15 protein-coding genes are annotated in these 14,119 nt (G+C 53.5%); 1 reads left to right on the forward strand and 14 read right to left on the reverse strand.

Going from position 1 to position 14,119, the window contains the following annotated elements:
- Positions 1-408: 408 nt before the first annotated feature.
- The 7 genes from KBZ22_RS13575 to KBZ22_RS13605 form a co-directional block, all read right to left on the reverse strand.
- Positions 409-672, reverse strand: coding sequence for a hypothetical protein (locus KBZ22_RS13575; protein WP_255022371.1), 264 nt, complete (start codon positions 670-672; stop codon positions 409-411).
- A 434-nt stretch (positions 673-1,106) separates the two neighbouring features.
- Complete coding sequence (locus tag KBZ22_RS13580) at positions 1,107-1,694, reverse strand: hypothetical protein (RefSeq protein ID WP_255022372.1); 588 nt, start codon at positions 1,692-1,694, stop codon at positions 1,107-1,109.
- 14 nt (positions 1,695-1,708) lie between these two features.
- A complete protein-coding gene (locus KBZ22_RS13585) occupies positions 1,709-2,716 on the reverse strand; it encodes a glycosyltransferase family 4 protein (RefSeq protein ID WP_255022373.1) in 1,008 nt (335 codons plus the stop codon).
- A 20-nt stretch (positions 2,717-2,736) separates the two neighbouring features.
- Positions 2,737-3,525 carry a hypothetical protein gene (locus tag KBZ22_RS13590; RefSeq protein ID WP_255022374.1) on the reverse strand — a complete coding sequence of 263 codons (789 nt, stop codon included), beginning with the start codon at positions 3,523-3,525 and terminating at the stop codon, positions 2,737-2,739.
- 289 nt (positions 3,526-3,814) lie between these two features.
- The gene (locus KBZ22_RS13595; RefSeq protein WP_255022375.1) at positions 3,815-4,624 is read right to left on the reverse strand and encodes a hypothetical protein; all 810 of its coding nucleotides are present in this window, start codon (positions 4,622-4,624) and stop codon (positions 3,815-3,817) included.
- A gap of 76 nt (positions 4,625-4,700) precedes the next feature.
- Positions 4,701-5,936, reverse strand: coding sequence for a hypothetical protein (locus KBZ22_RS13600; protein WP_255022376.1), 1,236 nt, complete (start codon positions 5,934-5,936; stop codon positions 4,701-4,703).
- Positions 5,933-6,571: a hypothetical protein gene (locus KBZ22_RS13605; RefSeq protein WP_255022377.1), complete on the reverse strand. Its 639-nt coding sequence runs from the start codon at positions 6,569-6,571 to the stop codon at positions 5,933-5,935. Before KBZ22_RS13605 ends, KBZ22_RS13600 begins: the two co-directional genes overlap by 4 nt.
- A 726-nt stretch (positions 6,572-7,297) precedes the next feature.
- On the opposite strand from KBZ22_RS13605, the gene KBZ22_RS13610 reads away from it, so the two are divergent.
- A complete protein-coding gene (locus tag KBZ22_RS13610) occupies positions 7,298-8,278 on the forward strand; it encodes an IS5 family transposase (protein ID WP_255022378.1) in 981 nt (326 codons plus the stop codon).
- A 211-nt stretch (positions 8,279-8,489) separates the two neighbouring features.
- Here KBZ22_RS13610 and KBZ22_RS13615 read toward each other — a convergent pair whose 3' ends face one another.
- The 7 genes from KBZ22_RS13615 to KBZ22_RS13645 form a co-directional block, all read right to left on the reverse strand.
- Positions 8,490-8,852, reverse strand: a complete 363-nt coding sequence (locus KBZ22_RS13615; protein ID WP_255022379.1) for a hypothetical protein — start codon at positions 8,850-8,852, stop codon at positions 8,490-8,492.
- Positions 8,853-8,907: 55 nt separating this feature from the next.
- Positions 8,908-9,303 carry a PIN domain-containing protein gene (locus KBZ22_RS13620; protein ID WP_255022380.1) on the reverse strand — a complete coding sequence of 132 codons (396 nt, stop codon included), beginning with the start codon at positions 9,301-9,303 and terminating at the stop codon, positions 8,908-8,910.
- A gap of 11 nt (positions 9,304-9,314) precedes the next feature.
- Positions 9,315-9,587, reverse strand: coding sequence for an AbrB/MazE/SpoVT family DNA-binding domain-containing protein (locus KBZ22_RS13625; protein WP_255022381.1), 273 nt, complete (start codon positions 9,585-9,587; stop codon positions 9,315-9,317).
- 77 nt (positions 9,588-9,664) lie between these two features.
- A complete protein-coding gene (locus KBZ22_RS13630) occupies positions 9,665-10,186 on the reverse strand; it encodes a polysaccharide deacetylase family protein (RefSeq protein WP_255022382.1) in 522 nt (173 codons plus the stop codon).
- A gap of 136 nt (positions 10,187-10,322) precedes the next feature.
- Entirely contained in the window at positions 10,323-10,916 is a 594-nt protein-coding gene (locus KBZ22_RS13635; protein ID WP_255022383.1) for a hypothetical protein, read from the reverse strand.
- A gap of 552 nt (positions 10,917-11,468) precedes the next feature.
- On the reverse strand, positions 11,469-12,554 hold the full coding sequence (locus tag KBZ22_RS13640) for a polysaccharide deacetylase family protein (RefSeq protein WP_255022384.1): 1,086 nt from the start codon (positions 12,552-12,554) through the stop codon (positions 11,469-11,471).
- Between the two features lie 532 nt (positions 12,555-13,086).
- Entirely contained in the window at positions 13,087-13,779 is a 693-nt protein-coding gene (locus KBZ22_RS13645; RefSeq protein ID WP_255022385.1) for a sulfotransferase, read from the reverse strand.
- Positions 13,780-14,119 lie beyond the last annotated feature (340 nt).

Raw genomic sequence — 14,119 nt, forward strand, 5'->3', positions numbered from 1 at the left:
CCGCCAAGGCGATAAAGATGCAAGGAATTCCTGCTTGCTGCGGTAATGGGAGGGAAGTGGCGAATCCGGGGATAAAGACATGGTTGTAACTACTAAAAAGTGTGATCAATGCCAAAAGGATGGCAGCCGCAAAGGCGATCCAGGCCTGGGGATCCAACAATCTCAATTTAGCGGCCCCAAACCAAACGGACGCTTAATAATACACCTGTACTGCGCAAGGCAAGTTCGTTTAGCGCTTATAATTATATGCTGATAAGCGCATATGTGAGGCAAATAAATTAATTGATAAACCAATAGCGCCAGATGCCACGGCTCAGGCCCTCAGCTGGCAACGGCATACGCACATCCTTACGGCAAGGGGTAATCAGGCGAATGGACTGACGGCAGAGACGTCATCTTTCCCCACAGCTACCGCGCCAGTTGAGCGTCTGTAAGAACAAGCGCCATCGAGGCAAGGATGAACCACACGCCCCATTGCTGCTGGAGCTGGAGGTTGATGCCTGCTGGGAGGGAGATGTGGTCATAGGAGCTGAGCAGGGCAATCAGGGCAACCACAAAGCCGGCATGGGCCTGGATGATTCCCTGGCGATCAAACCAAGGGCGGCGCTTGGGCGAATCCGAGCTTTCCGACGAGTCCGGCGCAGATTCGGCTGGTGGAACGGCCCGCTCCAAAACCGGGGGCCCAACAGAGCTTGAATATAGTACAGGAGAACTATTTCGCGTGCAGCGTACCATCAGCAAGGCGGAGGCTCATGGTGCCGCTGGGAGCGTCCCAAATTCCGTACAGACTGCACAGGACTCTTACGCGAGCCTGGACCTCTGGAGTGAACCCAGCGGCGCTCACGAGGCCGCAGGCCTGAGCGCCGCGGCAGGCAACGCGAAGCTTCCCCCGGATCCACGAGCAGCTGCAGCCAGGGAATACCCCTGGCCCCTGCACCGCCAACAACCCACGGCCGCACCAGGCCCCGCACGACTTGCAGCCCTACAGGCCACACTGCACCCGTTTGCGGGCAACGGTCTGAGGCACCAGCCAACCACCGGTGCTGCTGGCGGCGCGCCAGAGCCTGATGCGCAGAGCGGTGGGGGCGAGCTACGGGGCCACCTGATCACCCTGAGAAGCCAGCGCAGCTAACGCCCTCGCTTAGATCCGCAGCGCCTGGTGCCAACTCCAGCTCAGCAAAGCGCTGCTCACCGCAGCCGAGTACCCTGCCAGCCGCCAGTGAAGCCAGCGGTCCGAGGCGTGACCCGCCGGCCATGGCGGCGTTGACGCCCAGCTGGCTGTAGGCGCCGCAGATCGCGTCGTGGTCGACAACGGCGCCGCTGTTGACAAGCACGCCACGCTCGAGCTGGGCATCGGCGTTGATCACGGCACCGGCCAACACCACGCAACCTGGAGCCAACTGAGCTGATGGACTCACGCAGGCACGGGGATGAACCACCACACCCACGGGAGCTCCTGCGGCTTCCAGCACCTGCAGCCAGCGCTGGCGCAAGACTGGATTGCCAATGGCCACCACGCACCGATCGGGAGCCGGCGCTCCGTCCCAGGCCAGACGCAGGGGGCCGAGCACGGGGACGCCGGCCACGAGCTCACCGGCGGGACTGCTGTCCTCGAGGAACCCAAGCACGGCATCGCCCTGCGCTCTGATGGCATCGGCAACCAAGCGGCCATGGCTGCCGGTTCCGAGGATCAACCAACGGTGTGGCATCAGCTCTGGGACGCCACAGCGAAGGGCACCGCCACACGCTGGTCCAGCCACACCCCAACCAACAGCTCCACAACGGCCAGGCCAAACACCCAGGGCCAGCCGCCCGCGAGCATGGCCACCGCCAGCACCGCTGTGGCGGCGATGTAGGTGAGGGACACGCGGGCGTGAGGCCAGCCGGCCTGATGAAGCCGCTGGAACAGATGGAGACGGTGGGCTTGAAACACACGCTGGCCCGCGAGCAAGCGGCGGGGCACGCAGAGGCAAGCGTCTCCCAGAAGGGGAGTGGCCACCAGGAGGTAGCCAAACGCTTCTAGCCAGCTGGGGGCCTGGAGCACCAGGCCGGCGAACACCGCGCCCAGAAAGGTGCTGCCCACATCACCCATGAACACCTTGGCGGGGCTCCAGTTCCAGAGCAGAAAGCCGAGCAGGGCGCCCACCAGGGCCCAGAGGGGCCAGGGCGCAGCGAGGGCAATGGCCAGGGCGGCGATGGCCACCGCCATGCAGCCGGCCACCAGGCCATCGAGGCCGTCCATGAAGTTGGTGAAGTTGATCACGGCGGTGACGGCGATCAACAGCAGGGTGAGGGCGGGCAGGGGCAGCAGCCAACCCAGCGGCCCCACAGCTGCCAGGGTAGCCGGCAGGGCCATTGCCAGCGGACTGAGCAGGATCAACAGCAGGGCCGTGGCCAGCTGGGCGCCGTAGCGCAGGCCGGCGGGGAGGTTGTGGCGATCGTCGAGAAAGCCCACCACGGCCAGGGGGAGGGCCGACAGGGGCAGGGCCACCATCCCTAGCTGACCGCCATCAACACCTGGCTGTGCTGCCAACGCCGCCAGCGATCCGATCGCGCCTGAGGCTGCTGCCACCAGCACGAAGGCCACGCCGCCACCGCGGGGGGTGGGCTGGCGGTGGGAGCTGCGGGCGTTGGGCTGATCGAGCAGGCGGCGGCGCAGCTGGGGGATCGAAGCGCGCAGGACGAACCAACTAACGACTACGGTCAACGGAACCACGAAAGAAACCGACAGCAACATCACGCCAGCGGGAGCACTGGAAACAACTGAGCCTCACGGCCCAAAAGTTGATGGGCAGGAGTGAAGCCGGAGAGGTTCGCACCCATACGCAAGACAGCCTCGAAAGCCTTGGGAGAGCGCAAAAGCAAAGGAGCAGCCAGTAAAAAAAACAGGCGGTTAGGAATTGGCACAAGCCTGCAACAGCGCGCTGCGTCGGCGGCTGGCTGCGCCTGCTGCAGAGAACGAATCATCATTTCATAACTCATAACAACATCCCCCCCAATATTGATGCGGTCAGGAATGGAAGGATCCCAGCCAAATTCACAAAGATGAGCAACAAGATGCAGAGCAACCGAAGCAAGCTGGGAGGCATGGATTGGCTGACGCAAACCCGATTCAGCAGGCAAAGGTAACAGCGGCAGACGACGCATCAGCCGCAACAGTTGACTGAGATTGCGATCGGAATAGGGGCCAGCTTGGCCATAGATCAGTGTGGGCCGAAGAATACGACAGCCGATTTCCAGACGACTAGAGATTGCAAGCAACTTGTCTTCTGCGTCGATCAGACGGTTCACCAGCTCACGATCGAACCGGTTGGCGGCAAAGCGCTTGGTGAGTACCGACGAAGAAGAGCAAGCGATCAGGCCGCGCAAGCCACGCAGTCTTTCAGGATACCTTGTTGCAAGCTGCTCCAGAAAAGGAGCAAAGAGCCATATCGGCCCGAAACTTATCCAGATTGACGAGCTAGCTTGCTCACCAACAGGCTGAAAGGAAAAAGGGTTTTCAAAATCTGCAATATGGGAACCCACACAACCAGCACGAGCTCTACGCGAGTAAAAAACCAGGTCATATTGATGGACCAAGGGGTCCACCAACCGCCGGAATGACTCGCCGCTGGGCGTCGCCGCGCCAAAAAGATGGAGGGTAGTAGGGTTGCTCATATCAAAAACAAAACTTTCTAAATCAAAGATTCAAGCCGCATAGGAAACACAACGAGTACAAAGAGAGGTGCAGCCGTCAAGCAGACGCTCCTCCAGCCAAAGCTTCTCAAAAGAAGCCGACACAGAAAGAATATCGCCTGTAACGGAAAGCATGTGATCAAAAGAACTTCAGCCCCCATAGCATTGAATAGACCACAAGGGAACGCGTCAGGTGAATCATTTGCAGCAACGAATGATGAGAGCCCCTTGCAAATCGATGCTCAACAGCCCCAACCGGATTATGCATGGTGACTCCATGCCGAGACAGCCTTCTCGTAATATCCGCATCTTCAAGATGCAAGAAGTACCTCTCACAGAAACCTCCGACCTTCAGATAGCAAGAGGAAGGTATTACCATGAAGCAGCCAGACAGATAGGTACTTTCGATGCACTGAGTCCTGTAGTCATAGTGAAGATTGCGATGCCATCCATCATATCTTTTAAATGCTTGAATAGACTTTAGCCATGAGAATCTACCGATGAGTAGCGAGACTAGAGTAGGGTCATGCTTCGCAGAATGCTGGATAACGCCACCGGGATTTAGAACAAGTGGAGCAACACAGGAAACGTCCTGACGAGATGCAGCCCAATCAAAAAGAGAAAGCAACGAAGTCGGATCGAAGCTAATATCAGGATTTACAACCACGAAGAGAAAATCATCTTCGGACTGCGAAGAATAAAAGTTTTTATTATTAGCAGCACCAAAGCCTATATTCCTTCCGTGCTCATATAAAATATCGCAGCCTCCAACAAGAGAACGAATTTGCGCAGGCCCTACATCATCAGAATCATGCGGCGAAGCATTATAAATGCTCAAGGCAAAGGAATGATTACTCGAAGAATTAGAAATTCTCCTAATTGAGCATAATAGCGGCTTGATAGCTGCAAGCGAATGTCGATAAAGAACCAGCGAAAAGATGATACGCATAAAAAGAGCCTGGAATCGGCAAGAAAGGATGGCTAGCAACAGATTTAGAGCCAGATGCCCAAAGTTTAATTTCTTGCTATATGAATCTCAAGATAGAACGGAAGCCAAGCTCAAGCCAGAGAATTACAAAGAGATTCCTCAGAAGCTTAAAACGAAGCATGGCGGGCCAAAACAAAACTACAGGCACCAAAGAGAGATAGTACTTGAGATTAACATAGCCCGGGAGCAAAAAGATAATTATCAATGGATACAGCAATGAAGAAGCCATGGCAGACGACATTACGGAATTACTTTCAGATCTTTCATCGTAGTCACTGGTAAGAACTTGAAACCAAGAAGTTAAAATGGGCCAAAGGCAGGCAGCTTTCAAGACCAAAGATGGTCCAAAACCACTAGGAGTATAAACAAATAAATTGTTAACCGTTAGCATAGGCCTCAAGAATAATGGATACTTATCCGCAAACGAAGATCCTTCAGTATAAAGACTGACAGCAGAAACAACCCTGGAATCAGCCGAACCCAATGAAACGATTGCAGCTCTTAATGAATAGATTAATGTAGATAAAACAGCAAAGAATACAACAAAAGCAGAAGAATTTATCAACTTTTTCAATGAAGTCGATCTAGCCCTCAGCATAAGAACAAAGGTAGCAACGAGATGTCGCGGATATTGAAATATAAAAACCGTCTTAAATCTTAGAGAGCCATACAGACACAAGATGCATATAAGACAGAGAACAGATTGATAGTCTCCCAGAGCGTAAAAACTGGCAATCAGCAGCAGCGAGAAAAGAAGAAGATTAAGGATAGGCGGTTGATCAAAGGCTTGGTCTGTATTCAAGGAGCGACTAAAATCAACCTTGCGTGAAGCCCAGTTTAAAATTGAGACGACATATCCAAGCGCAACGACAGTTGCCCACACCTCTGGATGGATGGTACATAGATAATAGGCAGTGCTGGGGCAAATAAGAAAGAGAATCAGCGACTTTCTTAGGGTCGCCTTGGCAATACGCTTAGAAAAAATAGCAAGGTATATCTGCGCAAAGATGGCAAATACCAGCAATGGCAACGAAGATACGAACAAATACCTCAGCGATGGCAAGCTAAAGGCACTGTCATACATGCTACCTCCAACTAAAGAAAGAATTTGATTAGGGGGTACTTCGAACCCTGATTCTAGCGAGTAGTCTGCGCCAGAAAAAAGATGATTGGAGAATAATCTGGAATATACATAGGTAGCATCTGGATAGTCAGAAACCGGGAAGATTAGCCATCTTAAAAGCGAGACAAGAATTGCAGTGACGAGAATCACTTTAAGTACTTAGTAAAATGCTGAAGCTGATTACGGGCTATTGAAAAGGGCGCGAACTCTTGCCTCAAAAAATCCATATTCGATCGATAATGCTTTAATTTTTCAAAAATACTTGAATCTCGCAGAAAGGCAAAAGAGTAACTAGAGTCATAAACAAATCCTATTTGACGAGAAGTGACGAATTCGGCCGCTGCCGTACACCACTGAGGAACTATTGGAATAATGCCGAGGAGAATATAATCAGAAAGCTTTGTACTCATTACCGTTGCCGCCAACTGGATTAGGTCGGCTTCCTGATCAAGAGGCTGGCGATATGGAAGAAGACCAAATAGGCATTTGCGCGCCAATACTGCAGCTTGATCCTCAGTTGAGAAGGACTTCAGCATTGAGACACGCAGAAATTTGTAATCATCAAAATCAGTAATGGCTTTATGACAAGATAAAGGAGCCAGAATAGTGTTTACAGCATTCGGTAGTGACAGATGTATGCCTTTCAATACACGTGCAAACTCTTCCATTGGATACCAAGACTTTGATATTGATCCTATGGTCAAAAAGTGTGTCAGACCCTCATGGGGATTGAGAAGAGGCTTATTTCTATCCTCAAGAGGCATTGAACTAGCAATGAGTGTCATGTGAAGTTTATGGGATGGAACGTCGCACTGACGAGCAAGCTCCTGACTAACTGTCGTTACACTATCACAATGCTCAAACACGAATTGCTCGAGTCTTTTTATTCTGTCTTTGTGTCGACAGTTTGCCGCATGCAATAGACTAGCTTCAACCCTTGAATTGCCTCTTAGGTCATAGTTAATAACGCATTTTTTATGGCGTCTCAGTGCTTTACATACAAGATACGAAGCCAGAAGTCCCCTGCAAGAAATGATGTCAGGGGATAAGCGTAGTACGCATGTACGAATAAGCTTGAGCACTAATATATTGTCCCAAAGGGCAAGCATGACAGCCTTGCCAAAGAATTGCGAGTGACTTGAATAGGGGAAAAAAAGAACATATAAAATAAAACGTGAACTGCGACAGATGCCGACGATTCTTTTGATGTAAGCCCAGTACGCCAACCTCTTAGATAGAAAGTCAGTATTAATAATCGGAGTAAAGGATAATACTGATGTTGATCTAGATATCTTTGCGAACTCACGCGCTAGTCCAATTACTTGGGAACGATAAAGGCCAGAATCACTAACTCGCTCAGCGGCTGTAACCAAGAGAATGTTCATATTTACTGATGGCTTGACAGAAGAAGAATTTGATTAATTGTTGGCGCTGAATAGTTAGGGAGACTCTGGAAAACCCACGCCAGCCGCACGAAAATACCTGTGTAATCGCAGTCGCGAACTGGGGTCATGGGCAGCAAGCAGCTCGGTTTCAGTGATTACGAGCAGTCGACGGCTAAAAAGCGCACCAAGAGGGAGCGCTTTCTCTCTGAAATGGAGGCGGTTGTGCCGTGGAAAGCGCTGCTCGATCTGATTGAGCCGCACTACCCCAAGATAAGCAGCAAGGGCGGCCGGCCGCCCTATCCATTGGAGACGATGCTGAGGATTCATCTGCTGCAGCAGTGGTATGACCTCAGCGATCCGGCGATGGAGGATGCGCTGATCGAGGTACCGACGATGCGCCGCTTTGCCGGCATTGCTCTGATCAGCGATCGGATCCCTGATGAGACCACGATCCTTGCGTTCCGGCATCTGCTGGAGCAGAACAATCTTGGTGAGGAGATTTTCGAGGCCGTGAAGGCGCACCTCAAAGCCAACGGCATGGCCATGAAGCAGGGCACGATCGTCGATGCCACCATCATCGCGGCACCAAGCTCGACCAAAAACAAAGCTGGGGAGCGGGATCCTGAGATGCACCAGACCAAGAAAGGTAACCAGTGGTATTTCGGTATGAAAGTGCATCTCGGCGTATACAGCGCAAGCGGCCTAATCCACTCCGTGGAAACCACAGCCGCCAATGTGCATGACCTCACCCCGGCCGCTGAGCTACTGCACGGTGAGGAGAGCGTGCTTTATGGGGATGCCGGATACCAGGGAATTGAGAAGCGACCCGAGATGCAAGGCAGAGGCATCGGCTTCCGGATTGCCATGCGGCCAGGCAAGCGCAGGGCCTTGCCCGATACACCCGAAGGACGGGTGGATGATCTGATCGAGACGGCCAAGGCACACTTCCGCGCCAAAGTGGAGCATCCGTTCCGCGTGATCAAACGACAGTTTGGCTTTCAGAAGACCCGGCTGCGGGGAATGCTCAAGAACGGCTGCAAGGTGAAGGTGTTGGCGGCTCTATCCAACCTGTTCATGGCACGGCATGAACTGCTATGCAGGACATGATTAGGGGCGTGGTGTGCTCATTTGGGGAAAGCGCTGCCCCAAATGAGTGAAGTTCAACATCCGAATCAGTGAAACCGAGCTGATCTACGGCCGTTCAGCGATAAAAATGTTCACCAGAGACAAGTCAAGCCCAGGCAGGCTCCTTACCCCTCGTTGTCCAGAGCTTCCTTAGCGGTTCTCGTGTATTACTGGGTCAGCTCTTGCCTTGTCCCTACTTCCGCCATCTCCCCACCACCACCTGCCGATACAGCTCCCGATCCACCTCAGTGGTGAGGTGGCTGTTGTGCCACAGCAGGGTGAACTGGCCGCCCACGGCCTGGCAACGCTGCTTGAGGCGTTGGAACAGGGCCAGGGAGGCGGGGCCGTAGCCGAGGCCGAGGTAGAGAGGGGCGATCACGCTGCATTCCATCGCGATCAGGGGGCGCTGGATCAGGCGCAGGGGGCGCTGGGCCACGGGGTCGAACATCGGGTAGGGGTGGCAGGTGCCGCAGCGGAAACCCGGACGGACGGCGTAGCTCAGGGTGCTGTCGTAGTGGAAGCCGGCCTGCGTCCAGCCGTAGGCGGTGGTGGGCAATCACGGAAAGCACAAAGTTCGCCGATAAAAGGGAACCACGTCGCTACGGCAGACGCTACAGAAAGGCCTCCAGGAAGTCACCAACCGGCTGAATCAACAACCCATTAGCGAGCGCAGGTGCATTCATCAGAAAGCCGAAGTCGCGGTGATCTCCAGTCAGCAATACGTCGGCCTTGCAGGCGTGAGCGGCTCGATAGATCGGCCAGTCTTTTTCGGCAAGATCAGCTGGGCAGGCAACAGAAGGGTTGTCGGTCACCAAGCGGATTGCTTTGAGCTGATGACTGAACTCAGTTAAGCGATCAGGGTATTTGCGTTCGAGATTCCGTCGCGCTTCTTCCTTGGCATAGGCGCTGGTGACGAGCTGAAGAAGACCCGCTGAGCCAAGGGTTATCACAAATGCTGCTTTGCCCTTGGGGTTGTGAGCAGCAGTGAAGAGCACGTTCGCATCCAAAAACACACACTTCAGCAAGATTGGAGCCGCTCAAGAATCTGCTGGCGCTCTTGATCTGAGAGGGAATCAGCCTGATCCCAGTCGGCGATCTGCTCATCGCTATAGATCTCCATCTCCAGCACAGCTGCCGGTTTAAGTCGGAGCTCACCTGCGCATTCCTCCACGATCAGCGCGCCTCCCGGTTCAATGCCCAGGTGCTTGCGCATGCCGGCGGGGAGGGTGATCTGGCCAAGGCTTGAAACCGTGAGCACCTCGCGCTGGCTGGCGCGACGGAGAAACTGCATGGTTCTGAAATGCGGAATTTCAGCTTAGCGGTGTTAGTGGTGCTGAAGCCGCTCCTGCCTCGTCACCAATGGCGCCATCACCCCACCACCACCTGCCGATACAACTCCCGATCCTCTGCTGTGGTGAGGTGGCTGTTGTGCCACAGCAGGGTGAACTGGCCGCCCACGGCCTGGCAGCGCTGCTTGAGGCGTTGGAACAGGGCCAGGGAGGCGGGGCCGTAGCCGAGGCCGAGGTAGCGAGGGGCGATCACGCTGCATTCCATCGCGATCAGGGGGCGCTGGATCAGGCGCAGGGGGCGCTGGGCCACGGGGTCGAACATCGGGTAGGGGTGGCAGGTGCCGCAGCGGAAACCCGGACGGACGGCGTAGCTCAGGGTGCTGTCGTAGTGGAAGCCGGCCTGCTCCCAGCCATGGGCAGACGTGGGCCATTGCCAGCGCAAGTAATGCATGCGACCGCCCCACTGGGACTGTTCAATGCATTCTTCCTGGCAAATGCGCTGCAGGCGTTGGCCTTCGCGGGCGATGCGCTCGGGATGGGCGCAGGTGTCGTAGCTGGGATGCAGGCCGATCTCATGGCCGCGCTCGTGGATGCGGCGCATCAGGTGGCGGATGGCGGGATGTTCCGGTTCGTACTGGGCATCGAGGCTGGGGTTGGTGCGGCCGCAGATGAAGTAGAAGGCGCTACGCGTACTGGACGCTAGCCAAGATTTTGGAAAATTGGCAAGACCAATGAACTTAATTCGCGAGCTTCACGCTTGAATCGAAACAAGGATAAAGCTCTTTGCTAAAAATAGTCGCCGTCACAATATCTGACATAGAGATTGCAATCTTCATGCTATCGAGTAAATCGGCAGGGCTAGTCCTTACAGGAGACGAAGCAGGGTCATCAGAGCTTCTACAAGGCTCACGTTGCCCAAGGGGCAAAGTTTCATCCTTTGGATTGTCGCACTCATTCACGATCGCCTCAAGAGCGGCAGTGTAATCGGTTGTCAAACACACCTCATGGGTCTCGCCTTTCCGGTATCCGCTAATTGCAGGCTGCAAATAGACCGATCCATTCCTGTCGTGCATCCCAGGTGTGTTGCAACCATGCACAATGCCTATATAAACTTTCCCATTTCTCAAAGTTATCATCACTGGCCTGGCTCTTCTCTGAGCCTGAAAGAAGAGTATTCCCAGGTAATCCGAGAATGCTCTATAGCTACGAGCGTTTTCATGTTCTTCTGTCCAGAAGAAATTAAGCAGAAAGGGCAGAGTGACGCCAAAAAGTAGCGAAAAGGCTGGTATGCCAAGACCGGGCAAGGGAACAAGAGCTCGCCAGAAGGCCAAGGCGGGCGGCCAGACAATCAGAATGAGCCGTACAGTGAAATATGAACAAGCCAGTAGAGCTATACCCCACAACGCAGATTCCAGGAGCAAGCGTTGGCCATCAGACCTACTTGCGCCATATTTAGTTCAATTCCAAAACGAAATAAACAAAAAGCCGCCGACAAGAGGCAGCAATAAGGCGTTGAAAGGCATAGCGATTGCCTTTATGTCAACAAGTCTTTGCCGTGCGCTTTCGGAGATTAAGCTTCACCGCGAAATCAGACAATTCACCAAGCTCTTTACGCCCTTCTGGGCTTAACAGAACTTCCAGGACATTAAGGGTAGATGCACCCGATCTTTCAATGACAACTCGGGGTTGCTTCTTGATTTTGACCTTAAACAGATTCATGGCTCAAGATCTTTATTAAAGACAATAGCAAGAGGCCGCGCCTTTGTCAACCATAGCCAATGTCAAGGCCATTGAGACGCACAAAAGAAAAAAGCTCGGCAACAAAAAGGGCAGAAGAGATTTTATGTTAGGCATTAATTTGCTGATAATAAAGATTTGAATTATCACCCGACCACCACCTGCCGATACAGCTCCCGATCCACCTCAGTGGTGAAGTGGCTGTTGTGCCACAGCAGGGTGAACTGGCCGCCCACGGCTTGGCAGCGTTGCTTGAGGCGTTGGAACAGGGCCAGCGCTGCTGGGCCGTAGCCGAGACCGAGGTAGCGGGGGGCGATCACGCTGCATTCCATCGCGATCAGGGGGCGCTGGATAAGATGCAGGGGGCGCTGGGCGACGGGGTCGAACAACGGGTAGGGGTGGCAGGTGCCGCAGCGGAAACCCGGACGGTCGGCGTAGCTCATGGTGCTGTCGTAGCTGAAGCCGGCCTGCTCCCAGCCGTGGGCGGTGGTGGGCCATTGCCAGCGCAAATAATGCATGCGGCCACCCCAGTGAGACTGCTCTATCCCTTCTTCGGCACAGATGCGTTGCAGGCGTTGGCCTTCGCGGGCGATGCGCTCTGGATGCGCACAGGTGTTATAGCTGGGATGCAGCCCGATCTCATGGCCGCGCTCGTGGATGCGGCGCATCAGGTGGCGGATGGCGGGATACTCCGGCTCGTACTGGGCATCGAGGCTGGGGTTGGTGCGGCCGCAGATGAAGTAGAAGGCGCTGCGGATACCTGCCGCCTCGCTGGTATCCATCAACCAGTCGAAGGTGTTGAAGGGGTCGCGCGGATGCAGGTGATGCTTAGTTTTGAGGCGAATCCAAGGGGCTGAAACGGCCTTGGCCAGATCACGCCGCTTCAGGAGATCGACAGCCATGGCCCGGGCCAGTCTGCGCTTGCGGCCGAAGGCATAGGCACTCGGATTGTCCACATCATGGCTCACCACCACCTGGAACTGGTGCTGCACCAAGGGCAGGCGCGGCCAGAGGCGGCTGATTACCTGGCGCAGGATGCCGATCCATTCATCCACGATCGGCCGCTCCAGGTAGCCGTGCTGGCAGGCATGGGAAGCCGTGGCCGGAAAGCGCTGGTGATTGTCGAGCAGCTCCGGCGGTGGATCGACCTCTTCGCAACGGGCCAGCATCCAGTAGGTGAGGCCGGGGATGTCGTAGTGGAGATGGAGGCCAGCCTCTGAGTGCGTAACCAAGGGTTGCGGAGGCTCTGAACATCCCGGTGATGGCAGGTCAGGTTCAATTGCCCCTAAACCTTGATCGGCAATTGCAATGCTGCTGCAAGGCAATTCAGGATTGCTGCCTAGCTGGTACAGAACTGGGAGCAGCGGCATGGTGATCGTGCCATCCGCGCCAGAGCATCTGATGATCCAGTAGTTAGACGTAGTATTGAGTCCTAGAGAGAGATCCGGATTGAGGCGACTGCAGAGGAGCTGCACTAGCCAAGTAACAACAGAATCATTCGGAGCAGCAAGGTAATTCAGCCTAGTCATTCTGGCGCACTTGAGTAAAGAGCAAGCCAATTGAGACGTGGATCGAAATCAAGAATGAGCCATCCTATAAAGAAGATAATGAACAATCTGCAGCTCGAAACCTCTTAAAGCGGCCAAGCAAGATATCAAGAACTTCATATGGAAAACGTTTAGGGCAAACACTTCATTATCGTCTTACGTAGAATGATAATCTGCAAAAAGATCGCGGTAGCTGGCCCAATCGTGAAAATTGGGGTCAAAAACCGAGTTGGCCCAGAAATTCAGAATTAAGTCCATCAAAACAGGAAGCTCGCAACTGGTCCGAACCAAGCACAGAAGCCTGAATATTGCTGATACACAACTTACTTCTACTCACATTAGCCTTGTTTTTAAAAGTTCTGCAATCAATAGGTGAACGGCCATCAATACCAAGCCAACTCATGATTTTCTGGACAACAACAGGATCCTCAAACATACTCGAGACGCTAACAACATGAACGCGCTCTGGGACTCTTAAGAAGAGATCATGTGCCACAAGAGCTACGCTGTTCCAAAAAGCAGCAATTTTATATATCTGATCCGCTTCTGATATTGCGCGCCATTGCAGCATATCGCCTCTATACAGGTGTCCCCAAGCCTGAGGATGCTTTTCCACAAAATAGCCTCTGTTTAAGCCACTTTTAATAAAAGAAATAGGATCTCGCAGCAGAACAATGAATTTACACTCTGGATAAGACTGAGACAAGGGAAGAGCTAGAGGGGAATTCTTGCAATCAAGATCAATATATGCTCTATCCTCTTTCTCCGCGATGCCAAGAAATAAACCCCTGGAGAATCGATAAGCTCCAAGCGCCTCGTCAGCATTAATAGAGCCATTATGATACAAGAAACCGACTTCGGATAAAGTGCGTGCAGAAGCGTGGCAGACTAAACAGTCTGATGCATCCAATAGGACATTCGCAAGCCAACGAGTACCTGAACGGCCAGGGCTAATGACTTGTGAATGCCTCCGAGGACGCGTCTCCCATACAGATTGGTTACCAGGCTGAAAGCAACGTAATCGAGAACGAGTCTCCAAGCCACCAAGATTAGAGCCGGGAGAAAGAAATTGCACTCTTTCACGAATTAGAGATCTAATCATATCGGTACGAATCCTTAAGAGATTACGATACTTGCGGCCAATAGGGAATGCCCAGAACCAGCCGTAGCAAAAAAGTTGTTAAGTAAACATTGTTCTTGCAAGCAAAGATCACGTATGGCGAAGCATTTGCCATGTCTTTTGCAGACCT

Source organism: Cyanobium sp. L1E-Cus (assembly GCF_024345755.1).
GTDB classification, from domain to species: Bacteria; Cyanobacteriota; Cyanobacteriia; order PCC-6307; family Cyanobiaceae; genus Cyanobium_A; species Cyanobium_A usitatum.